The sequence below is a fragment of the Bacillus sp. MUM 116 genome (genome assembly GCF_001866655.1).
In the GTDB taxonomy this organism is placed as follows: Bacteria; Bacillota; Bacilli; order Bacillales; family Cytobacillaceae; genus Neobacillus.
On record NZ_MLYR01000054.1, the window covers coordinates 1 to 22,018 of the forward strand.

General features: G+C 34.8%; 22 protein-coding genes. 10 read left to right on the forward strand and 12 right to left on the reverse strand.

Annotation, left to right across the window (positions count from 1 at the left end; genetic code table 11):
* Positions 1 to 467, reverse strand: a 467-nt coding sequence (locus tag BIV60_RS14040) for an SMI1/KNR4 family protein (protein WP_071356365.1), incomplete at its 3' end; no start/stop codon positions are given.
* A gap of 324 nt (positions 468 to 791) precedes the next feature.
* Here BIV60_RS14040 and BIV60_RS14045 point away from each other — a divergent pair.
* The gene (locus BIV60_RS14045) at positions 792 to 1,253 is read left to right on the forward strand and encodes a GNAT family N-acetyltransferase (protein ID WP_071356366.1); all 462 of its coding nucleotides are present in this window, start codon (positions 792 to 794) and stop codon (positions 1,251 to 1,253) included.
* A 531-nt stretch (positions 1,254 to 1,784) separates the two neighbouring features.
* Positions 1,785 to 2,063, forward strand: coding sequence for a hypothetical protein (locus tag BIV60_RS14050; protein WP_071356367.1), 279 nt, complete (start codon positions 1,785 to 1,787; stop codon positions 2,061 to 2,063).
* Between the two features lie 276 nt (positions 2,064 to 2,339).
* Here BIV60_RS14050 and BIV60_RS14055 read toward each other — a convergent pair whose 3' ends face one another.
* Positions 2,340 to 3,455: a GerAB/ArcD/ProY family transporter gene (locus BIV60_RS14055; protein WP_177177306.1), complete on the reverse strand. Its 1,116-nt coding sequence runs from the start codon at positions 3,453 to 3,455 to the stop codon at positions 2,340 to 2,342.
* A 949-nt stretch (positions 3,456 to 4,404) separates the two neighbouring features.
* Between BIV60_RS14055 and BIV60_RS29715 the strand changes: the two genes are divergently transcribed.
* On the forward strand, positions 4,405 to 4,581 hold the full coding sequence (locus BIV60_RS29715) for a hypothetical protein (RefSeq protein WP_177177305.1): 177 nt from the start codon (positions 4,405 to 4,407) through the stop codon (positions 4,579 to 4,581).
* Positions 4,582 to 4,620: 39 nt separating this feature from the next.
* Here BIV60_RS29715 and BIV60_RS14065 read toward each other — a convergent pair whose 3' ends face one another.
* The 3 genes from BIV60_RS14065 to BIV60_RS29720 form a co-directional block, all read right to left on the reverse strand.
* The gene (locus BIV60_RS14065; protein ID WP_071356369.1) at positions 4,621 to 5,133 is read right to left on the reverse strand and encodes a DinB family protein; all 513 of its coding nucleotides are present in this window, start codon (positions 5,131 to 5,133) and stop codon (positions 4,621 to 4,623) included.
* A 534-nt stretch (positions 5,134 to 5,667) separates the two neighbouring features.
* Positions 5,668 to 6,303, reverse strand: a complete 636-nt coding sequence (locus BIV60_RS14070; RefSeq protein WP_071356370.1) for an FMN-dependent NADH-azoreductase — start codon at positions 6,301 to 6,303, stop codon at positions 5,668 to 5,670.
* Between the two features lie 94 nt (positions 6,304 to 6,397).
* Complete coding sequence (locus BIV60_RS29720) at positions 6,398 to 6,547, reverse strand: hypothetical protein (protein ID WP_177177307.1); 150 nt, start codon at positions 6,545 to 6,547, stop codon at positions 6,398 to 6,400.
* Between the two features lie 278 nt (positions 6,548 to 6,825).
* Here BIV60_RS29720 and mleCBF point away from each other — a divergent pair, with 278 nt between their 5' ends.
* The 5 genes from mleCBF (at position 6,826) to BIV60_RS14095 (ending at position 12,398) form a co-directional block, all read left to right on the forward strand.
* Entirely contained in the window at positions 6,826 to 7,668 is an 843-nt protein-coding gene (gene mleCBF, locus BIV60_RS14075) for a CBF family alpha/beta fold macrolide esterase (protein WP_071356371.1), read from the forward strand.
* 841 nt (positions 7,669 to 8,509) lie between these two features.
* Entirely contained in the window at positions 8,510 to 8,968 is a 459-nt protein-coding gene (locus tag BIV60_RS14080; protein ID WP_071356372.1) for a hypothetical protein, read from the forward strand.
* 595 nt (positions 8,969 to 9,563) lie between these two features.
* Positions 9,564 to 10,955, forward strand: a complete 1,392-nt coding sequence (locus tag BIV60_RS14085) for a sensor histidine kinase (RefSeq protein WP_371261533.1) — start codon at positions 9,564 to 9,566, stop codon at positions 10,953 to 10,955.
* Entirely contained in the window at positions 10,933 to 11,613 is a 681-nt protein-coding gene (locus BIV60_RS14090; RefSeq protein WP_071356373.1) for a response regulator transcription factor, read from the forward strand. The genes BIV60_RS14085 and BIV60_RS14090 overlap by 23 nt, the downstream gene beginning before the upstream one ends.
* A gap of 176 nt (positions 11,614 to 11,789) precedes the next feature.
* Positions 11,790 to 12,398: a DUF1541 domain-containing protein gene (locus tag BIV60_RS14095; RefSeq protein WP_371261534.1), complete on the forward strand. Its 609-nt coding sequence runs from the start codon at positions 11,790 to 11,792 to the stop codon at positions 12,396 to 12,398.
* A gap of 84 nt (positions 12,399 to 12,482) precedes the next feature.
* Here BIV60_RS14095 and BIV60_RS14100 read toward each other — a convergent pair whose 3' ends face one another.
* The 7 genes from BIV60_RS14100 to BIV60_RS14130 form a co-directional block, all read right to left on the reverse strand.
* The gene (locus BIV60_RS14100; protein ID WP_071356374.1) at positions 12,483 to 13,097 is read right to left on the reverse strand and encodes an NAD(P)/FAD-dependent oxidoreductase; all 615 of its coding nucleotides are present in this window, start codon (positions 13,095 to 13,097) and stop codon (positions 12,483 to 12,485) included.
* A gap of 31 nt (positions 13,098 to 13,128) precedes the next feature.
* Positions 13,129 to 15,543 carry a heavy metal translocating P-type ATPase gene (locus tag BIV60_RS14105; RefSeq protein WP_071356375.1) on the reverse strand — a complete coding sequence of 805 codons (2,415 nt, stop codon included), beginning with the start codon at positions 15,541 to 15,543 and terminating at the stop codon, positions 13,129 to 13,131.
* A gap of 83 nt (positions 15,544 to 15,626) precedes the next feature.
* Complete coding sequence (gene copZ / locus BIV60_RS14110; protein WP_071356376.1) at positions 15,627 to 15,833, reverse strand: copper chaperone CopZ; 207 nt, start codon at positions 15,831 to 15,833, stop codon at positions 15,627 to 15,629.
* 15 nt (positions 15,834 to 15,848) lie between these two features.
* A complete protein-coding gene (locus BIV60_RS14115; protein WP_071356377.1) occupies positions 15,849 to 16,169 on the reverse strand; it encodes a metal-sensitive transcriptional regulator in 321 nt (106 codons plus the stop codon).
* A gap of 193 nt (positions 16,170 to 16,362) precedes the next feature.
* Positions 16,363 to 17,817, reverse strand: a complete 1,455-nt coding sequence (locus BIV60_RS14120; RefSeq protein ID WP_071356378.1) for a multicopper oxidase family protein — start codon at positions 17,815 to 17,817, stop codon at positions 16,363 to 16,365.
* 695 nt (positions 17,818 to 18,512) lie between these two features.
* Positions 18,513 to 19,061 (reverse strand): GNAT family N-acetyltransferase, encoded by a 549-nt coding sequence (locus BIV60_RS14125; RefSeq protein ID WP_071356379.1) that lies wholly within the window; start codon positions 19,059 to 19,061, stop codon positions 18,513 to 18,515.
* A 340-nt stretch (positions 19,062 to 19,401) separates the two neighbouring features.
* Positions 19,402 to 19,845 carry a carboxymuconolactone decarboxylase family protein gene (locus BIV60_RS14130; protein WP_071356380.1) on the reverse strand — a complete coding sequence of 148 codons (444 nt, stop codon included), beginning with the start codon at positions 19,843 to 19,845 and terminating at the stop codon, positions 19,402 to 19,404.
* A gap of 374 nt (positions 19,846 to 20,219) precedes the next feature.
* Here BIV60_RS14130 and BIV60_RS14135 point away from each other — a divergent pair, with 374 nt between their 5' ends.
* Both BIV60_RS14135 and speB read left to right on the forward strand, forming a co-directional pair.
* Positions 20,220 to 20,792, forward strand: coding sequence for a TetR/AcrR family transcriptional regulator (locus tag BIV60_RS14135; RefSeq protein ID WP_371261535.1), 573 nt, complete (start codon positions 20,220 to 20,222; stop codon positions 20,790 to 20,792).
* Between the two features lie 82 nt (positions 20,793 to 20,874).
* Positions 20,875 to 21,807 carry an agmatinase gene (gene speB / locus BIV60_RS14140; protein ID WP_071356381.1) on the forward strand — a complete coding sequence of 311 codons (933 nt, stop codon included), beginning with the start codon at positions 20,875 to 20,877 and terminating at the stop codon, positions 21,805 to 21,807.
* Positions 21,808 to 22,018 lie beyond the last annotated feature (211 nt).

Here is a 22,018-nt window from a genome sequence, read left to right on the forward strand (position 1 = left end):
ATATTATAATTTTTATTTATTATTAAATAATGGTTCATCCTTTTCTTTAAGAATTCGATAAAATCATCTGCATATTTTTTATTATCATTTAAAGAATAGATCGGTAATTCATTTTCATCATTTCTTTTAGATAGATCAAAATAAAAAACATAATCACTTACTTCACAAATTACAACTTTCTCTTTATTGTAATAATTGTTTTTCGTGTTTAATTCGTAGTTATAAACTATATCTCCACCACCAACAGTATCAAAATCTCCTTCATAAATGCTAAATATTTCTTCTCCATAGATTTCTCCACCGCCATAGTTTTTTAACCACCACTTATAAGAATTAGGAAGTCTAAAACCGAGACGTTCTTCTGCTTTTATTATCCATTCTTTAGAAATCCCATCCCCATAATCTGCAAAGTTAACCGCATCCCCTGCTTCAGAAATTAATTTTTGTATCTCATCAAACTTATCCATTTCAATACTCCTCTTCATATCCCATTAATTCTCTAACATTCCAATTAATTTAGCATCTTCTATCTGCTTTGCAAAGTCTAAAGGCGACCTACCTGCAGTATTTTTTGTTGTTGTATCTGGATTGTACTGCATAAAAAGTTCAACCATATCGTACCATGTATGTCTATAATAAATTTCAAATTCAATCAAGCTCACGATAAATGAACAAAATTCAATTAAAATGTTAGCCCTTATTTTCGATAACAGAGGAATTTATCTCAAAATTAACTAAACAATGAAACAGATGCTCATATAATGACAGAAATGGCATAAGAGGTGGAGAAATTGAAATTTAAGATTGTACCATCAAAGCTTGCGGAAGCAAACGAATTGTTAAAGATACAAAAAGAAGCTTTTCATTCCGAATTAATCAAATATAAGGATTTTTATCCAAGTCCAGCTGCTGAATCATTGGATTATTTTATTTTAAAAATGCAAACCTCATTACACTATTCTATTTTCGTTGATGGCAGGCTTGCAGGTGGAATCTGTATTGTAGAGCAAACAAAAGATCATTATTATTTGTATCGAATTTTCCTTGGGTCTGAATTTCAAAATAAAGGTTTGGGATCAAAAATATTACAGCAGTTAGAAAAACAATTCCCTCAAGTAAAAAAATGGTCACTTGATACACCTAAAGACAATCGTAGAAATCGCCATTTTTATGAAAAACTTGGCTATATAAAAACAGGGGAGCAACAAATTACCAAATCCTTAACAGCTATTATTTATGAAAAGAATTTATAGTCATTTTGAAATAAACGATTTCCATGAAGAACACCTTAATGGCAGTCTATAAAACTTCTTTATTAAAAAAACTAAGTAAAAGAAATTTTGTTGGTTTTATCGACTTTATGAAGCATTACCTTAGCATGTGAGCCTATTCAATTTTTGTTAAGTTGAGTGATTAATACGTAAAGTTGCGTAATACGAGCATATTGTGCTTATTAAAGTAAACTGACCACGTTAGTTCAACAAGAAAAAGCTGCCACGCTGGCAGCTCAGTTCTTCAACTCAAGCACCCAGTCATTCGGGGGTACTTATGAAAAGGTGATGTTGGCTGGAAATGATATGACGGAAATCGTTAAAAAAATAGAAATGCCACTATAGAGTGAGTAGAGGTAATTGCATTTCTTAGGGAAAATGTTGATTTTATCCTTTTTAAGGATGTTTGCCCCTAACATAACTTGTCCAGAATTTATATACATATTAGTAATAGCTTGAATAAATAGTTGCTTACTATTTGTTAAGACTGAGCAAGATGGGAGGATAAAAAGCTTGCCTTCAATTATAAAAATAGGAGTTCTTTTTGTAAACTCTCCCCAACCCAACGCAGCAATCAACGTTGGTGAAACTGTTATTAACGGAATGGACGCCAACAGGCAGTATAACCTAAGCATGGGTGGGAGTTATGGTATTAATAATATAATTACAAATAATACAAATACTATCAATGGAAGAATTGATGGGCAGATCTTTGACCAAGACTTCAAACCAATCATTGGCGGCAGAGGAATGGTTAAAAGGAGAGGATTTCCTTTATACCGTAATAAATAGGGCTTTTCCCCTCAATAGCCGAGGGGTTTTTATTTTGCAAATTTCGTTGAACTCAACTTTGAATTTTTCTAAATTCCCGCTTCTCGAATTCTATTCAACTAAAGCACCCGGTAGTTGAATAAGATAAAAGTTGCCATATTCACTAAAACTGTCAATGAAGTAGTTAATATAACAATTCTCCTAAATTTATTGCGTTCAATTTCATTATTTGAAGAAATAAAAATATACCTTCTAATAGTAAGTCCTTTGGTTTTCAAACATATACAATTGCGAATGTTATCGGATGTTTGAAGAATTAGGGCATTTATCTTTGTATTTCCTTTTAATTAGAGCCACAAATAAAAGGAAACTCGGAAGTATGAGTTCTATAAAGGGAAAATAAATAGTTCCAGCCATAGAAAAGAAGTGAGCAATTTGTTGAATATTAGGAGCTACCCATATACTACAAATAAGTTGGAGAAAGCCAATCGGAAGTACAAGTGATTTGTAATTAGACAAACCAAGCCATTGGGCTGTACCAAGTGCAAGTGCATAATAGAAAATAGAAATTTTTATGAATGCCCCGGTAACCCAAACAGCTATGACAACAGCCTCTATATGCTCAAAAAATTCAGCAATGCTTATAAACCTTACAACATTCATTACTGGATATAACATAATTTGAGTAGTCCCACCAAGCACAAATTCCGTAGCCAAATTTGTAATCACCATAGTTGATGTAATTGCAATAACTAAAATTGTCCCCCATTTTCCCCCTTTTTTTCGATCCTTTAAAAAAGGAAACAAAAAACTTAGGTAAAGAAGATCACAAAACCATGTCATCAGAAAAAACCCTCCTTTTAAAGACGGTAGAATACCTTTCTCCAAGACAGGCAGTATATTGCGTGGTTCCATATCAGGCAGAAGCATCACCACCATGAGTAGTAAAGGAAGAGTGAAAAGCGGAATAAAAACTAGTGCTGAACGTGCTAGCGCTTCAATACCGGCTTTAACAGCAAACGAACAAACGAGAGTCATACCCCCCATCACCACAAATAATGGAGTTTTTGGAAGTGAAGTAATGATTAAGAATTCGGCATACTGGCGTAGTGCGAAACTGCTATTGTGAAGAAAAAAGAATAAATAGATTATTCCAAGGGTTTTCCCCATAAAACTCCCCATTATACTTTTGCTATATTGAATAATATTCTCCTCGGGATAAAGTTTGTTTAACTTAAGGAGGACATAAACTAACAGCATTCCAATCGGAAAATCCCATATTGGAGATATCCAGAGATCCTGCTTAGCATATGTTGCTGTAATAGAAGGAACAGTAAGGATTGCTGTAGCCAGGATGGTCGGATACATCATTACGCCCATTTGAAAAGCAGAAATTTTCCCTTTTTCTATCATGCTCTTGTCTCCTTCTTTATGCCCCTATTATTTCTCCAGCATCTTACCAAGCGGTTTAAAAAGCATGTCAATCTTTTGCGTTGCCCCTGCATTTCCGGAAAAAAAAGAAGGAGGATGGCAAATAGCCATCCCATTGCTGTTAAGTTCTAAAGGCGGCTTTCTCCTTTTTCTGATTCCATTTCATTTTTGGCCATTCTAACACCAGCGCCATATCATTCACTTCCTTTCTGTCCCAGCAGCCGGTAAGCAGGAAGTTAGCCGAAAGAAGGAAAAGAAAAGTAAGGATTTTTAAAATGTTTCGAGTTAGAATGGGATCATTTTCGAACACATCCTTCTCATACTTAATTTTCCTTTGCATTGTTCCGGTTTTTGCCCAAATGACTGGTGGTTAGGATTGAGTTCAAGAGTTCATGAAGGTTATAGAAAGGAAACCTCGCTGACCTATTAACTTGCGGTTATATATCTAAAGAAGTTTTTTTCTTGTGGAGTCGTTTTTGTTTAATAAGAATACAGACAGATCCTTCCTTTTGTTTAAGGTTAATTGGAAAATCGTGGTGAACCTATCTTTATCTTGTGATGTATCCATAAAAACTATCCCATCTAATTGGAAATTTCTTAAACTGTTTTAACAGGAATAGATGGTTATCCCATTTCACAATAATAGACGTTTAATGACTCCGAGCTTTTTATCTTTGTATTTTCTTTTGATAAAAGCAACAAACAAAAGAAAAAAGGGAAGCACGATTTCTATGAAAGGAACATAAAAAGATCCAGTTGTTGAAAAGAAATGCCCCATTTGTTGAATATTTGGAGTTACCCATATGCTGGATATGACTTGGAGAAATCCAACCGGAAGCACAATTGACTTAAAGATAGATAAGCCCTTTCATTTTTTATTTTTTTACATAGTTTGAGCAAGTATGGTTGGTATTAAAAGGATGACTATTCTTTGTTTGTGTATGGCAGATTCAAAGGAGCGGCGGATGTGGTTATGGGCACGGTAGGATCGTTACAGAAGCAAATGGTTCTTTTAATTATATTAATAGTTATCCAGTTAATTATTGTTGGAGCAGTTTTCTGGTTTAAGAAAAACCGGGCAAAAACCGCCCGGTCCTTTTTTGGTTAGTGAATATCCGATAGTTTGTACTCAATGCCCGCCAAGTAATCATGAAATTTGGGGCATGAATAGGTAAAGTCCATAATCTTGCATCACGGAGGTGTGTCCAATTTGCCGCAACATGGTAGCTATATTGCCACGATGATATGATCCGTGAGTGACAACGTGTAGTACCGATTCAGAAATGGAAGTTTCAAGCAGCCCAGCATATGGGTTATCAACCACAATCAACTTTTCAATATCTTCTTGACTGTTCAGAAGTGCTTTGTTTCGTTCGGATAAGTCTAGAAATATTTTTTTCATTTCCTCAATACTTTTCGTTTCCACCTCTTCTCTTAATTGATCCGTAAACGCCATTGCTTCATTCATACTTTTTCCTGAGATAATGTCAAACCATGCGTAATCTGTGAGATAAATGTGAGACAACACTTTTGATACCGATGAAAAACCACTCTGAATTCCTTTATGATAAATGTCTTCTGGAAGTTCTTTTAAACGATCAATTATAACTCCATTTGCCCATACGTGGTAGTCGTACATTTTTAATGCGGGATGCGTCATTCTAAATTTCCTCCTTTTTTCCACTATTCTTTCGTATTGATCAATTGATACCTAACTGATAAATAACATTACTTACAAATTCTGCAAGGGAAACTTATATATTTATTCTGTTTTAATTATAAAATTCCTTCTATAACTTAACTGCCGTGAGCTCGATAAGCCTAATTTCATTAAATGTCCCGTTTATTGAAAAAGAAAATAGCACAAAAACCGGAATGAATGCCGGTCAAAAAAAGTCGCAGAGTCAGTCTAAAAGTTGTAAGTTTTGTACACTACGAAAATATCAGTTTTTTTCTTGTCACTTGAGGATGTAATTTGCGCTTATTTTAAGTGCTATTTTGCACATTCAAATTTAAAACCCAGCTACCTTCACACATGAGAAGATTAGCTGGGTTTCTTCATTATATATGTCCGATCATTTATAGGACTAATCGATTCTGCCTAGTAAAAAAGCCACTGATCATTGTTCAACAATCGCGCCCTTTTGTTGAAGATAGAAAGTTGAATTTTATTAAGTCAGTTCCTCACAATTAATTAAAAAGTATGAGCTAAGTCCTTTGCACGAGCAATTCCATTTTCCTTAATTTCCTGTGCTTTATCGGACATAGCATTATGTCCTTCAATAAATAAACCATCAAAAGAAGGAACACCAAAAAAATTCATAATTACACTTAAGTAACGATGACCCATTTCCATTGCAGCTGCCGGTCCTTCTGAATAAACACCTCCACGAGCTTGAATATGAAGTGCTTTTTTATTTGTTAATAGACCAACTGGGCCTCGTTCAGTGTATTTAAATGTTTTACCTGCAACCGCAATAGAATCTATATACGCCTTCATTACTGGAGGGAATGAGAAATTCCATAAAGGTGTTACAAAAACATATTTATCACCTGACATAAACTGTTCACTCAATTCATTCAGACGTCCCACTTTTGCTTTTTCATCCGCTGAAAGTTCTTCAAATCCTTTACCAGATTGAAGTTTTCCCCATCCACTAAAAACATCCGTATCAATATGAGGAATATTCTCTTTATATAAATCAATGTGAACGATTTCATCATTCGGATTTACTTCTTTGTATGTCTCAATAAATGCTTTTCCTGCGGACATACTGAAAGATTGTGTTTCATCATTTGGATGAGCTGTTATGTATAATACTTTTGCCATGTTATTTCACCTTCTGATTTTATTTTTTACAATTTCTATAATGAATGAGAGGAAACTAAGGATTTGTCAATTCATACAAATCCCTATAGAAAAATTATTTATTTACATCAAAGAAATAAGGGTTACCACCAATGTTTGGTCGCATTTCATCCGTTATTTGAAATGATTCATTTGAATGAGGCTCATTGTTTACATCATAGTCAAGTTGAACACTTCCGTCATAATGATTAGGTTTTTGCACCATCTTTTTCACCTCCAATCATTTTAGTATATATCTCTCCCCATTTTTCATTCATCAATTGGTTTTTTTATTGATACCTAATAAGCCTTTTGATTTAGTGATAGGGTTGTTATTAAACTTTTATTTTCATTTCCCTCAAATTAAAAGGTCTAGTGTGCATAGCAGAATATGAAATAAAAGGGATTAGTAAAATATTGGTAAAGCAGAGAATAACCCTATATTATAGAAATAAATATAAGAATGATTTTATTTTTATTTAACATTTAAAGGGGGTAAAAAACATGAGTGAACAGATACTGAAAATAAATAAAGTGTATATATGTACAGAAAGTTTTGGAAACCCTAAGGACCCTGCTGTACTTTTAATCATGGGAGCGATGTCTTCATTAGACTGGTGGGATGAGGACTTCTGTCTCCACCTCGCTGATCAGGGGAGATTTGTCATTCGGTACGATCATCGTGATCTGGGACGATCCATCACTTATGAGCCTGGTACTTCCAACTATACAATAACGGACATGGCTGACGATGCGGTTGGAGTCCTGGATGCTTATTCCATAGAGCAAGCCCATATCGTTGGAATGTCCCTGGGAGGTATGATCGGCCAGATTCTTGCCCTAAGATATCCAGAACGCATATTTACACTTACGTTGATTGCATCAAGTGTGTTCGGGACTGAAATGGAAAAACTGCCTCAAATGGATCAGAGCATACTGGATCATCATGCGAAGAGTGCTTCCATAGATTGGTCAAATCAGGAGGTAGTCATTCCCTATCTGGCGGATGTATGGAAAACTTTGGTTGGTTCCAAACCGTATGAGCAGGTAAGAGTATATAAACTAGCGAAAAGAGAGGCGGCCCGCGCCAAACAGCTTCCGAGTAGATTTAATCATGCCATGCTGCAAGGAGGAGATGAGTATTACGATAGAATGGGTGAGATCAGCGTACCTGTGCTCATTATTCATGGCACCGAAGATCCCGCTCTGCCATACGAGCATGGTCTTGCTCTTGAGAAAGCCATTCCCCATGCTGAATTAGTGACTCTTGATGGATCAGGGCATGAGATTCATAGTGAAGACTGGGACCAAATAATAGACTCAGTTATAATGCTTAGTTCACAATAATCACCCCAGTATCATTAGATACGAGCGAATGTTCTGTGCGAAAAGAAAAATAAAAGAGCTGCTTAATACAGCTCTAATTACAAAATTTTTCCTAAAAGAAATTAGCATCCTCGATTTCTCAACAAGATGCAATACAGCGCTGAAGGAATTCTAAACAAAATTCGCTACTTCGTACACGACGACAATTCTCAAATTCTGCCAAACACATTAAACGACAATTCGATTCGCTGGGACTTTGCGGAGAACAATTGCAGTTCCATTTCCGACGACGTCTTCGATTACATGGGTCTCTTTGATCTGCCCAACCAGGTTCATTTCTGTTATCTAACAATTATACATCACCTCCATTATAGCTTTTACTATCAATTTATTCGGAAGTTTATAGAATGCTTGTACAATAAAACGCCACCGGAAAGGTAGCGCAAAGATTATCGTTATTTAAATACGTAATTAAGCGGTGAATGCAGTAACCTACCCTCTGCCGACCAAAGCTTGTGTAGGTTACTTCCTTTAGTACCACCATGATTGTGGTTGACCGCCTTCTAATTCTATTAGAAAACGATTACCAAATATAGACAACCTCTTTAGAATAAACAGATAGCTCTATCTTTTATTGACGCACATAATTGCTGTTATGAGCGGATTTTTGGTGTTATAAAACTAGTTGAATAAGTTTTTTTCCCACTAACAGTTATCGGATTATTAAACAATTTTTGGATGATACCGATATATTATTGAGTATAAATAAACATCCATTTTCAAAGATATTCAATAAACTAAGGAATTGAACTGTCAAAAAAAGCTATAGCAGTTTACTAATCGAATAGGAGAGATATAGAGAATGTTGAAAATAATAACCAAATGGTTTATACAGAAGGCTTGGCCTGTAATTAGAAAGCTACTAGTTAAATATGGACAAGAGATATTGGAATATATTCTTAGTAAAGTTAAAGACCTTATAATGAGTTGGATTGAAGGTATGGGCAAGGAGAAACAAGAAAAGGCAGAAGAAAGTTATTATAAGGCCCAAGCTACTTCTGATCCTGAAGAGAAGAAGAAATATGAATATGAAGCAGAGTTTTACAAAAAAGAAGCACAATCTTATGCAGACAAATTAAAAGAATGGGAAATAAAATTTGAAGAACTTAAAAAGCAAACTGAAAAGGAAATTAAAATAAAAACACAAAAGCTTAAGGCAGAAAACTTGTTTGAAACTAATAGTAAATCAGCAATGGATTCAATACTGCTTAAACAAAATAATAGTATTCTAATGCTCGATGATAAGACCAATAATAAGTGAATAAATTGTACCCCTCGATTTTATTAAAAGCCAAGAAATAAATATAGTAACCTAAAATTAAATGGTTTAATAATTATGTCATACATCAGTGAAAGAAAAGGATAGATGAACACGAGTGAATACCTGTTTACATCTATCTTTTTTTGAACTATTAATACGCTCATTGCCACAACATCTATTTTGTTCAACTAACTCATCCGTTAGTTTAAGTGAAAATTTTCACAATTTTTTTACCTTAACAAAATCTAATCTCTTAATATGTAGGGACATATCAAGAATTTTAATCCCCTGTTTACCAGTACTCCTTTGTAACTCTGCTTACATTTCTGGTTCAATATCAAGTGCAAACACCATTCCTTTGTCATGAAACTGGAATGAGAAAAATCCTGTCCCAACACCTAAGTCTAAAAGATTGTCATTTTCTTGAATTTGAAGCAGCTGCAATATTTTTCAGGAGGCAGTTCCTCTTTCCTTTCAAGCATAACTAAGTTCTTCATCATTTCTTTATTGTATATCTAATAAACCCTCCAAATCTGCACACTTTTTGCACAATATATGATTAAAATAAGCTTATTAAGCATTAAGGATGATTATCATGAAAGTTTCTTTAAAATTAGGTTTATGGTTCTTCATATGTACTGTCATAATCGAAATGATCTCTATGTTTTACCTACATAGCAACATAATTCACTCTCGTGTTAACCAAGAATTACAATCGCTACAAGCAAGAGGCAATAACCATCGTGATGTATTAGAAATATCATCAGACCTTTCCACTCTTCATCATATTGGTTTAATGGAATCAAATACAGATACAGAAGTGGTCATTACAAATTTAAAAGGTAAGATTATCCTAGCATCTGGACCAGTAGATAAAAATATCAAACATATTTTAGAAATGCCCATTAAACAGATTCCTCGCAAAGGACGGATTCTTCAGCCAGATTGGATGAATGAAAAGTATATCGCAACTGTAACTGAGTTTAATGGTGGCGTTGGACATAAAGGTTATGTGTATATGTTTAAGAACACAAATGATGTTCAAAAATTAATATCCGAATTAAACCAGCATTTTATATTGGCCTCCGTATTAATATTATTTTTTATGTTATTTACGATTTTCTTTTTATCAAAGGCTTTAACGAAACCCTTAATTTCCATGATTGAAGCAACAAAGAAACTTAGCAAAGGTAATTTTTCCGTTAAACTGCCTGTAAGGTCAAAAGATGAATTAGGTGAACTTTCGACCTCCATTCAAACTTTGGCTAATGACTTAAATTTTTTAAAAACAGAAAGAAATGAATTTTTGGCAAGTGTTTCCCACGAACTTCGCACTCCGATAACTTATATAAAGGGTTATGCCGACATTGCTGGCCGGCCTGGTATCGATGAAACAGAAAGAGCCCAATACTTAAAAATCATTAAGGAAGAAGGCGAACGTCTTAGCAATCTCCTAGAAGAATTATTTAACCTTGCAAAACTGGACCAAAATGAATTTACCATAAATAAAGCAAGGATAAATCTTTCTGATTTTTTGAGATCCATTTATGAAAGAATCTTACCTGCCTTTAATAACAAAGGTATCAAGTTGATTTTTGAGTGTATAGACAACATCTACCTCCAATTGGACCCTGTACGATTTGAACAAATTTTAACAAACCTTCTCGATAACGCCTTGAAGTATTCGAAAGGAGATACGTCAACCTATATAAAAGCTTTTAAAATAGATGGAAACGTTCATTTGTTGATTCAAGATGAAGGAATTGGAATACCCAAGGAAGACCTGTCTTTTATATTTGATCGATTATATCGAGTGGAAAAATCTCGTTCAAGAGCTACTGGGGGATTTGGAATTGGACTTGCTATTGTAAAAGAGCTAGTAGAGGCCCAAGGAGGTCAAATTTCAGTTATAAGTGAGATTGGCCAAGGTACCTGCTTTACGATAATTTTTAGGGAGGATACGAATGAAAATAGTGTTATTAGTTGATGATGAACAGAGAATGCTGGACCTTTTGGCTTTATACCTAACTCCACATGGCTATAAATGTATCAAGAAATCATCTGGAATGGATGCCTTAACTTTTTTGGTAAATGAAAAGGTGGACATTGTTCTCCTAGATATAATGATGCCTGAAATGGATGGATGGGCAACATGTGAAAAAATCCGAGAATTTTCAAATGTGCCTATTATTATGTTGACTGCTCGAAGTGCTAAGGAAGAAGTAGTTAAGGGACTAAAAAAAGGTGCAGATGATTATGTATCTAAGCCATTTAACGAGGAAGAGTTATTAGCGCGAATGGAAGCAGTCATGAGAAGAACGATCAATGTTCAGGATGAATCATTAAAATCTAATGATTTAAATTTAGATGAAGAGGCCTTTATAGCTACATATCAAAATCAGAAAATCCCGTTGACAGTGAAAGAATTTTCCTTATTAGCTCTTTTTATAAATTACCCAAATAAGGTATTTACAAGAGAACATTTGCTTACAACTATATGGAATTTCAAGTCATATGTTGAGGATAGAACAATTGATTCCCATATCCGAAATTTAAGGGAAAAGCTTCGTCATGTTGGTTTTCCAGCCGACGATCATCTCAAAACCGTCTGGGGTATAGGATACAAATGGAGTTCTGATAGTTAACAAGTCGGTATTTTAGCATTAATTACCCTTATTATTTTTTAATTACCTCTTTCAAAAATGAAAGAAACAATTGAGTTGAGTAAATTTGCGATATTAGTTTTTATCTAAGCGTTCTGCACAATTTCTGCAAATTTTTGTTGTACCATGGTTAAGTAATTAAGATTAAGGAGGTAACAATGGTGAAAATGAAACGATCTCCCCTATTTCTTCTTACCTTGATTCTTGCCGTGTTTTTAGCAGCATGTTCCAATGGCGATAAGGAGAACCAACATGCAAATATGAATCACAATGATAAAACTGAGCAAAAAAAGGATTCAAGCTCTATGGATCATGAAGGTATGGAAGGTATGGATATGACTCATTCAGGTTCTGGTGAAGTACCAAAGGGATTACAAGAGGCACAGAATCCAAAATTTAAAGTTGGAAGCAAAGCCACTATTCATGCTGACCACATGGAAGGAATGAACGGTGCTGAAGCAACCATTGTAGGTGCATACGATACCACAGTTTATTCGATCTCGTATGATCCAACAACTGGAGGAAAAAGAGTAACAAATCATAAATGGATTATCCATGAAGAAATTAAAAATGCTAGTGCCAAACCGTATAAACCAGGAGATGAAGTGATCTTAGAGGCAGACCATATGAAGGGAATGCAAGGTGCAAAGGCAGTAATTGATACTGCCCAACAAACTACTGTTTATATGGTTGATTACACTTCTACAACAGGTGAAAAAGTAACTAATCACAAATGGGTTACAGAAGACGAACTTTCAGCTAAATAAAAAGTAAAACACCAGTAATCAAGAATTACTCTTGAATTACTGGTGTTTTATGTTTTCTTAACATATTCAAAAAAGGAGTCCATGCTACCCTTTCAATTGCTCTCTGCCTATCCGTTTGACAAATTTATAGAATGTTTCCCTTTTCTTACCCATTTGTGAATATACAGCAATAATCTTTTCTACCGCCTCGTACAACTCGTCTGGTGTCAGATTCTCCATTAATAAAGAGCCAACTTCTGCATCCTTCCCCTTTGCTTTTCCTCCAACATAGAGGTTATAGTGTTCTCTAATTTTCATAACACCGATGTCACTAAGCATAGGTTCTCCGCAACCAATAGGGCATCCTGTATAAGCAACCTTTAGGGTAAAGGGGACAGATTTGCCAACAATACGGCGATTTAATTCTTTCGCAACTGGCATCCCTTCCTCTTCTTCCCCTTTACAAAAATTACAGGTCCTCAAGCTCTTTACGAAGTTTCCAACTGGATAACATTCTAATCCAACACTTTGGAATTCTTCCATGATTTCTGCTTTTTCATCTTCTGGAATTTCTAAATAAAGCTGTTGAAACGTCGTTAATTCAAGTTCCTTGTCTTCATTCAAATATTTAGAGATGGTTAGAAGCTGTTTCGAGTTAAGTTTTGCCCCAAACCCTATTCCTCCATTTATGGCGATCTTAATTTTTACATCATTCACCATTATTTCTCCCCTGTTCTAAATAATCATTTATCTAGAGCTTTACCCTTTGGAGACGTAAAGCGTTTAATACAACCGAAACAGAACTGAAAGCCATAGCTGCCCCTGCTAGCCAAGGAGCCAAAAAGCCGATAGCAGCAATTGGGATCCCAATTACGTTATACGCAAAGGCCCAAAATAGATTTTGCTTTATATTTCGAATGGTTTTTTTGCTCATGATAATGCCATCTGCGATATTATTTAAATCCCCACTTATTAATGTTATGTCAGCAGCTTCCATTGCCACATCCGTTCCTGTTCCTAACGCCATTCCTATATCTGCGACTGCTAAAGCTGGAGCATCATTAATCCCATCACCGACCATTGCCACTTTTCTTCCTTCTTTTTGAAGTTTTTTGACTTCCTCAGCTTTCCCTTCTGGAAGAACCTCTGCAATTACATGGTCAATGCCAACCTCTTTACCAATCGCCTCAGCAGTTCTTTTATTATCACCAGTAATCATGACAACGTTTATATTTAGGTCTTTTAATCGGCGAATTGCTTCTTTTGATGTTTCTTTGATCGTATCTGCTACGGCCACAATACCAATGTAACTCCCATTAATGGAAACCAACATTGCCGTTTTTCCGTTATCTTCAAGGTTTTCCATAGTTGATATTGCTTTTGAAATATTAATATTTTCCTTTATCATAAGCCTTCTGGTTCCTATTAGAACCTTTTTGTTCTCTACAACAGCAGTTACTCCATAACCAGGGATAGCTTCAAATTCTTGAACATCTTTGAAAATAATATTTTTCTCTTTTATTCCTTGAACAATGGACTGAGCTAAAGGATGCTCAGATTGATTTTCCGCAGAACCTATAAAGGATAAAAACTCTTCTTCCTCCATGTTTTCCTGTAAAATAACGTCGGTTAATTGTGGGGTACCTTTTGTAACCGTTCCTGTTTTATCTAAAATCACTGTATCAATGTGGTGTGTCGTTTCAAGATGTTCTCCACCTTTAAAAAGAATACCGAATTCAGCAGCTCTCCCTGAACCAGCCATAATGGAAGTAGGTGTAGCAAGACCTAGTGCACACGGGCAGGCAATGACTAATACAGCAATTAATTTTTCTAAAGCTGAAGCAAAGTCTCCTGGAGCTATCCAGATATACCAAATCAAGAATGTTATAATGGCTATCCCCACAACAATTGGGACAAATATGCCTGAAATTTGATCGGCTAAGCGTTGTATCGGTGCCTTTGATCCTTGTGCCTCTTCTACAACTTTAATGATTTGTGCTAATGCTGTATCTCTACCGACTTTGGTTGCTTTAATTTTTAGGAATCCATTTTTATTGATGGTCGCACCGATGACTGAATCCCCAACGGTTTTATCAACAGGGACACTTTCGCCTGTTAACATGGATTCGTCTAATGCCGAGCGTCCTTCAATAATTTCACCATCGACTGGTACTTTTTCACCTGGTTTGACATAAACATTGTCACCTACTACTACTTCTTCCAGGGGAACTTCTTTTTCAACTCCATCCCGAACAACAATAGCAGTTTTAGCTTGAAGACCCATTAACTTTTTAATGGCTTCTGATGATCGGCCCTTTGCCTTTGCTTCAAATAGCTTACCTAAAATGATTAGGGTAATTAAAATCGCACTCGTTTCATAATACAAATCCAGCATATTTGCTTCGGAACCTATCGATTTAATGGTTTCGTACAAACTATAAAAGTAGGCAGCTGATGTTCCTAGTGCTACTAAAACATCCATGTTTGCACTTTTATTTCTTAGGGCTTTATAGGCCCCTACATAAAACTGCTTCCCAATAATAAATTGGACAGGAGTAGCAAGTGCTAATTGCACCCATGGGTTCATTAGCATTTCTGGAAGATAAATAAAGGACGTAAAGGAAAAATGACTAACCATAGCCCATAATAACGGCAATGAAAGGATTAATGAAAAAATAAACTTACCTTGCTGATTCTTTATTGCTTTAAGGCGATGATCGACATTTTCTTCCTTCTCTTCCTTTGGCACAGCCCCATACCCTAATTTTTCTACTCGTTTAATCATTTCTTGTGGACTGATTAAGGAAGGATTATATTCTACTGTTGCACTTTCTAATGCTAAGTTGACGGTGGCTTTATCGACACCTTCGAGTTTATTTAATCCCTTTTCAATTCTTGTGGCACAAGCAGCACAGGTCATGCCGGTAATATCGAATTCCTTTTTTTCCTTTACAACATCATAGCCTAAATCCTGAATTTTCTTTTGAAAATCCTGGTCAGATACCATTTCGGGATCATATTTGATCGTGGACTTTTCAAGCGCTAAATTAACATTCGCTTCTTTTACGCCCTCCATTTTTTTGAGCCCTTTTTCTATCCTTGTTGCACAAGCAGCACAAGTCATTCCTGTAATTTGAAAATCTGTTTCTTTGATTTTATTACTCATATAAAATCACCTTCCTTATACTGGTGGGGGGTATATATTTTTGTTAAAGATAACGTGCCTTCTCAGCACGTTATCTGTTTATTCTATTCAACATCATAGCCTTGGTCATCAATTGTTTCTTTGATCTTACTTAATGAAACTTGTGATGGGTTAAACTCTACATCCACATTCCCTTCTCTTAAATGAACTTTTACGGATTTAACACCTTCTAATTTACCAACACTTCCTTCAATAGCATTCACACAGTGACCGCAAGACATTCCATTCACCTTTAATGTTACTTTTTCCATTTATAAGCACTCCTTTTATTTTTTTAATAACCTTTCTATTGTTAAAAGTACCTCATCTAAAACTTCTGTATCTCCCTCATTAATCCGTTCCAATACACAAGTTTTTAAATGACCTTCAAGAAGAATCTTTGCCACACTGTATAATGCAGACTGTGTAGCTGCAATTTGAGTAATAACGTCATCACAATAAGTGTCTTTTTCAATTAATCCTTTTATGCCTCGAATTTGACCTTCAATTCGGTTTAAACGGGTAACTAAATTTCTCTTGACCTTATCTGAATGATGGCTTTTTCTTTCTTCAGGAAGGTGGCAATCAAGATTTATATTTTCATTCATTCTATCGCCTCCACATTTATATTATACTATACCCCCCTACAGTATGTGAAGGGTTTTAGAAAAAAATTTTATGAGTTCTTAAATATCGTAATTTGCCCAATTCGAATACTTATAAATTTTTAAAATATTGAAAATAGTAAAAAGGAAAGAGCAAAATCTTTACGACTTTGCTCTCCCCTTTTTCACATTAATCTTAGTTGTATTTTACCAAGCTAACCATACCACTATCAGCATGATGGAGTTCATGGCAATGGAACAGCCAATTCCCTGGATTATTCGCCTCGAATTGAATTTCATACGTTTCATTTGGTTTGACGTTTAATGTATCTTTCATTACTTCAGATCCAGTAAATGGTTTGCCGTTTCTTGATAGCACTTGGAAATGATGTCCGTGAAGATGCATTGGGTGGTCTAGACTTGTTTCATTTTTTATCGTAAATCGAACGACATCGCCTTTTTTAACATTATATATTTCGGGATTCGGCATTTTTTTGCCATTAATCGTAAATGTATTTCCTCCATTATTTGTCCCTAAAATCATTTGATATTCTTTTGTTGGTGGCAGAATTTCCTTCTTACTGCTTTCTCCGTAAGTCGCAAAATCAAAGTATTTGTTTATTGTTCCTTCAATTTTCACCTTTTGGTTTTCATAGCCTTTATAGGTTAAAGGGATAACTGCTTTTAATTTGTCATTACTTTCAGCGTAGATCTTAATACCCCAATTACCTGAATGATTTGCTTTAAATTCGACATCGTAACGTTCTCCAGGTGCAATTTGTATAAGTTGATTACTAATCAATGCTGGTTTATTTACATTTTGTCCATCATACCCTGTTACTTTGAATTCATCAGCTGGAATTTGAATATTTTGTGTAAACAACCCCGCATTCACAAATCTTAATTTAACCTTATCGCCTTTTTTCACCATAATGGGTTGAATGTGAGGTGAAGCTTTTCCGTTAATAATTGGAGTGTCATACATATTCATCATCATATCGGAATGATTAGAATCCATTGTTTTGGAGTGATCTGCGTCTCCCATATTCATATTGCCCATATTACTCATGTCCATATTACTCATATCGCCCATTCCATCCATTGATCCCATAGATGAATGTTCATTGATCGTAATTGCTTTATCTACATCTACTTTTTCACCATTTTTTGGTTCGACAATCAAAACACCATATAATCCATTGCCTATCTGAGAAGATTCATTAAGGTGAGAGTGATACCAATAAGTTCCTGGCTTTGGCGCTGTAAGTGTATAATCAAAACTTTCCCCCGATTTAATTGGTTTTTGTGATAAATCTGGGACACCATCCATTTTATTATCAAGTGATAATCCATGAAGATGTAGTGTAGTATCTTCTTTTAATGAATTTTTGAAATGAATGGTAACCTTTTGACCTTCCTTGACTCGTATTTCCTGACCAGGTACAGATCCGTTATATGTCATAGCTGTTTCCACTAATTTATTGTTGTACTTTATTTTCGTTTCTTTTGCTTCTAAATTGAAAGATACAGTATTGCTTTTGCTGCCACTTTTTTTATTTGTTTTAGCTAAGTTTTGATTATTGGAACATGCAGCTAAAAAGACAGAAAATATAATCAAAAATATTGGGATTATTAATACCCTTCTTTTCATTGGATTTCCCTCCTGTAAATATTTAATTTGCTTAATACATTTAAAATAGTAAAAAAATGTGCAGAAAGTATGAAATTAAGAGATAAAATTTAACCATTTTACACTAAAGTTTCCATTGTTCATTACTTTGCCACAATCTTAAAAGTTTAAAGTGCTAAAGAGCGTTGAAAACAGCCATTCGAAAATGGACATGAATTCGCTTTTTGAACATTGTATAAATTTTTTTTTGGACATTAAGCCCTGTCATGCTAGAAACATGATTTGAAATATATAGATGAAAATAGCAATAAAGAAATTAGGGGATTTACATGCAACTAAACGCGATTGATTGGGGGCTTACGCTAAACACCTTGATCGACATAAAGAGGTTATGATTAATTTTTTTGACCCAGCTCATAATGCGTCTGTGTTGATAAACAACGTTTACGTGCGCTCAAGCTTGCCTAATGGCTGTATAAAAAGGTGAGGTTTTATGTAGCCTCGTCTTCCATTAAATGGGCTGATTGTGGAAAAAAGCTAATGACGATTGTTCAACTAAACTGCCCCTTTACTTGAATAAGAAAAAACGATCCTTCATTATTGAAGAATCGCACCCCTTACCTTGAAAATATGAAATAAAAAACTAAGCACCATTAGTAGTACCCCGTTGTTGAAGTAATGCACTTCTTTGAAGAAACACTTAATTTTCTTACTTCTCAACCCAATACCAAATCGCTGATCTTGATCCTCCAAATCATATGATCGTGTTCTTTTTCCCAATAATCCTTTAACAAATAATTAGGGTCTCCAAATTTCTTTTTCCAGATTTTTTGTGAACTTATATATCCACTATCTAAACAAAATTCTTCTATGCCTTTACTCTGTAAAGTAAAATACATTGTATTCAATAGCAAATTCCCTACCCCCATTCTCTGGTAGTCCGGCTGAACAAATACAGTACCTACCTCAATTAGCTCTTTGAAAGTGTTGTTTGTACAATTACATATGAGATCACTTGCTGGGCCATATTCAATTGAACCAATAATTTTATCATCATCTAAAGCAATTAAGAAATATCGTTTCTCACCATTGCTTTCAAAATCACATTCTAAGTATTTTTCCTTATCTTTGACTTCATCATTAATATCATTCAACTTCTCGCCTAAACCTTCTTTAATAAAAGTATCAGTAATCACTATTTTAAAAAATGAATTTAACTCTTTTATATCCTCAATTCTTGGCCTTCTTATCTCCACGTTAACCACCCAAATATCCTCCTCACTCCTATTCACTTCAATACCGTACTTCAATTATCCTTCGTTAAGTATCCTGTCCGTTAGCACAATTAAAACCAGTATTGCAGCAGCTATCCCATCTTTAACATAAGCACACGATAGTTTAAGTACAATATTTCACAATCTTTTCATAAGCAAGATGGCGACTATCCTACTGGAGAATTATAGAAAGTTCTGAAATGGCATAAGGCAGATCAAGCAAGAGGTAATCTTATATAAGCATAAAACGGAAAAGCATCCAAACTTGTTCATTTGGATGCTTTTTTTCTACAATCTGAGACGAACACTATTAGATGTTCGCTGAGAGTAATTATTTTTCATTCGCTGTGTTCCCCATTGCAATAGAAATTCTATTCCAACTGTTGATTTGATTAATTATCAGTACAAGGTCAACGTATTGTCTTTCGTCAAAATGTTCACGTACTCGTTGATAAAGCTCATCCGGCACTCGTTTTGTCGGGATTAAAGTTACATATTCTGTCAACTCAAGAGCAACTTTTTCTGTATCTGTGTAAAATGTGCACTCTCTCCAAGCACTAATACAATATAAACGTTGTTCCGTTTCTCCCATTTTTCTAGCATCAGCTGTATGCATGTTAATACAATATGCACAACCATTTATTTGAGAAGCTCGAATTTTTATAAGTTCACGAAGTTTACGGTCTATACCTGTTGTTTTCGTATACTTCTCCATTTCCATCATTATTTTAAGTGCTTCTGGTGCTACATTGTAATAATCAACTCGTTGTTCCAATTTAATTACCTCCATATATTTCTTTTCCTTTAAGACAGTATTTATTTAGGTGCTAATCTTGAAGCAGCTTCTTCGGCTTCTATATATGCTTTTTTTAATACTTTATTTGGTTCTAGGTGGCGAGCATTGCAAAAAGTGTTTTCCAGAAGTATTTTACTATTTCAATCCTTTCCAATGAAATATCTACGTCTATTTTACATATTTCTGTAAAAGATAATCTAGTTATTAAGAAAAAATGTGCTTTTATCTGAAGGGAACGAATACATTCTCTCCCGGAAAAGTTTGATGGTTTTAAAATAATAAAAATATTGCAAAAAATATAGTGAAATGTTAAAATTGTGGAAACTATTATAGTTTTTATGGTTTCCAGGAAGGTGATTTATATTAAAGATCGGATTATTCATGCCTTTATCGAAGAACTAAAAATGGACGGTTTAAAATTTCCATTAGAAAATATGGCAAGACGTCTCGGTGTCAGCAAAAAAACGTTATATAAGTATTTTTCTTCTAAGGCTGATATGCTTGATGCCGTAATTGATTATATCTTTGAAAATATGGACGAAAAAGCGACTTCCATAATACAGAATGAGCAATTATCAATCGTTGAAAAAATAAAAGGTGTAATCACCGTTTTGCCTGACCATTATGAATTCATAGACATGGGTATTTTAGATCAAATGAAGCGATATTATCCAGATCAATGGGTTAAAATGGACTCTTTATTAAAAAGTGATTGGGAATTGCTTCGAAGCTTAATTGAGCAGGCAATAGAGGAAAAAGCAATTAGCAATTTGAATGTGTCATTAATTATGAAGGTGGTCATTAATTCCATCAATACAACTCTTGATCAAAGATTTTTTTTGGATCACCGAATGACTGTTGATGAAGCACTTTCAGAAATTGCAGATATTCTATTATTTGGACTAGCTATGGAGAATAAAAGATAACTATCTTTTATTCTTATTTTCACCTAACGGAAACCCAGAAAACCATAATAGTTTCCAAAAAAATATACTGGAGGTATTAAAAATGTCAAACCCTTTTGAAGATTATAAACCAGATTTTTGTACATCAGGAACTTTTATGAGGCTGCCCGAAGAAAACGATAATGCGAAGGTAGCTATATTGGGAATGCCTTTTGACGCTGCGGCTTCCTACCGTGTAGGTGCGCGCTTTGGTCCGCAGGCTATTCGCCAGGCTTCTATGTGTTTATCTACATATCATGCATTGCTTGATGTTTATCCTTTTGAAGAAACAAATGCAATTGATATCGGGGATCTGCCAGTGATTACACAAAATATTCATAAAAGTTACGGGATCATTGAAAAGGCAATGTTTGACTTAATGAAAAAAGGCATTGTTCCCATTGGTTTAGGCGGAGACCATTCTGTTACATTGGCAAGCCTTAGAGCAGCAGCAAAAGTTTATGGGCCAATAGCACTGCTCCATTTTGATTCCCATACCGACACTTGGGATACTTATATGGATGAAAAATACTGGCACGGTTCTACTTTTATTCGTGCGCATGAAGAAGGTCTTTTACAACCTCAAAAAGTGGTTCAAATCGGTATGCGGGGTTGGGATATTACTTCAAGTCTGGACTTGAGCTATAATGTCGTTCCACAGAATGAGTTGTTCAATCGAGGGATAAAGGATGTCGTTTCACAAGCAAAAAGCATAATAGGTGATACCCCTTGTTTCTTAAGTTTTGATATCGATTTTGTTGATCCTGCATATGCCCCAGGTACTGGTACGCCGGAAGTCGGTGGTTTTAGCAGTCATCAAACCCTAAAAATGCTTCAGTCCCTTAATGAATTTAATTTTATTGGGTTCGACCTTGTCGAGGTGCTTCCTTCGTTCGATCCAACCCAAACTACTTCTCTTTTGGCTGCAACAATCGTCCACACTTTTGGTAGTTTGGCAGCCTTAAAGGTACGGCAGGATTCCATTAGTATGAAATAATATTTACTTATATGAAGTTTAGATTTATAAGTATTTATATGACCAATTATGGGTAAGGTATTTTAAATTTAGTGTTCAACAAGATATCTGATTATTCAAATATCTTGTTGAACACCTTATAAAATCCTTTTGCTCAACCCGGAAAGTATTATGCAATATAATGGTCCGAAAAATATTCATATTCATGTTTAGGAATATCTACGAAAATTAA

What these genes read in the sequence shown, in the direction of transcription:
- BIV60_RS14055 (WP_177177306.1), bottom strand. Translation starts at nt 3,455, where the DNA reads ATGATAGAAAAAGGGAAAATTTCTGCTTTTCAAATGGGCGTAATGATG.
- BIV60_RS14065 (WP_071356369.1), bottom strand. Translation starts at nt 5,133, where the DNA reads ATGACGCATCCCGCATTAAAAATGTACGACTACCACGTATGGGCAAAT.
- BIV60_RS14070 (WP_071356370.1), bottom strand. Translation starts at nt 6,303, where the DNA reads ATGGCAAAAGTATTATACATAACAGCTCATCCAAATGATGAAACACAA.
- BIV60_RS29720 (WP_177177307.1), bottom strand. Translation starts at nt 6,547, where the DNA reads ATGGTGCAAAAACCTAATCATTATGACGGAAGTGTTCAACTTGACTAT.
- mleCBF (WP_071356371.1), top strand. Translation starts at nt 6,826, where the DNA reads ATGAGTGAACAGATACTGAAAATAAATAAAGTGTATATATGTACAGAA.
- BIV60_RS14080 (WP_071356372.1), top strand. Translation starts at nt 8,510, where the DNA reads ATGTTGAAAATAATAACCAAATGGTTTATACAGAAGGCTTGGCCTGTA.
- BIV60_RS14085 (WP_371261533.1), top strand. Translation starts at nt 9,564, where the DNA reads ATGAAAGTTTCTTTAAAATTAGGTTTATGGTTCTTCATATGTACTGTC.
- BIV60_RS14090 (WP_071356373.1), top strand. Translation starts at nt 10,933, where the DNA reads ATGAAAATAGTGTTATTAGTTGATGATGAACAGAGAATGCTGGACCTT.
- BIV60_RS14095 (WP_371261534.1), top strand. Translation starts at nt 11,790, where the DNA reads ATGGTGAAAATGAAACGATCTCCCCTATTTCTTCTTACCTTGATTCTT.
- BIV60_RS14100 (WP_071356374.1), bottom strand. Translation starts at nt 13,097, where the DNA reads ATGGTGAATGATGTAAAAATTAAGATCGCCATAAATGGAGGAATAGGG.
- BIV60_RS14105 (WP_071356375.1), bottom strand. Translation starts at nt 15,543, where the DNA reads ATGAGTAATAAAATCAAAGAAACAGATTTTCAAATTACAGGAATGACT.
- copZ (WP_071356376.1), bottom strand. Translation starts at nt 15,833, where the DNA reads ATGGAAAAAGTAACATTAAAGGTGAATGGAATGTCTTGCGGTCACTGT.
- BIV60_RS14115 (WP_071356377.1), bottom strand. Translation starts at nt 16,169, where the DNA reads ATGAATGAAAATATAAATCTTGATTGCCACCTTCCTGAAGAAAGAAAA.
- BIV60_RS14120 (WP_071356378.1), bottom strand. Translation starts at nt 17,817, where the DNA reads ATGAAAAGAAGGGTATTAATAATCCCAATATTTTTGATTATATTTTCT.
- speB (WP_071356381.1), top strand. Translation starts at nt 20,875, where the DNA reads ATGTCAAACCCTTTTGAAGATTATAAACCAGATTTTTGTACATCAGGA.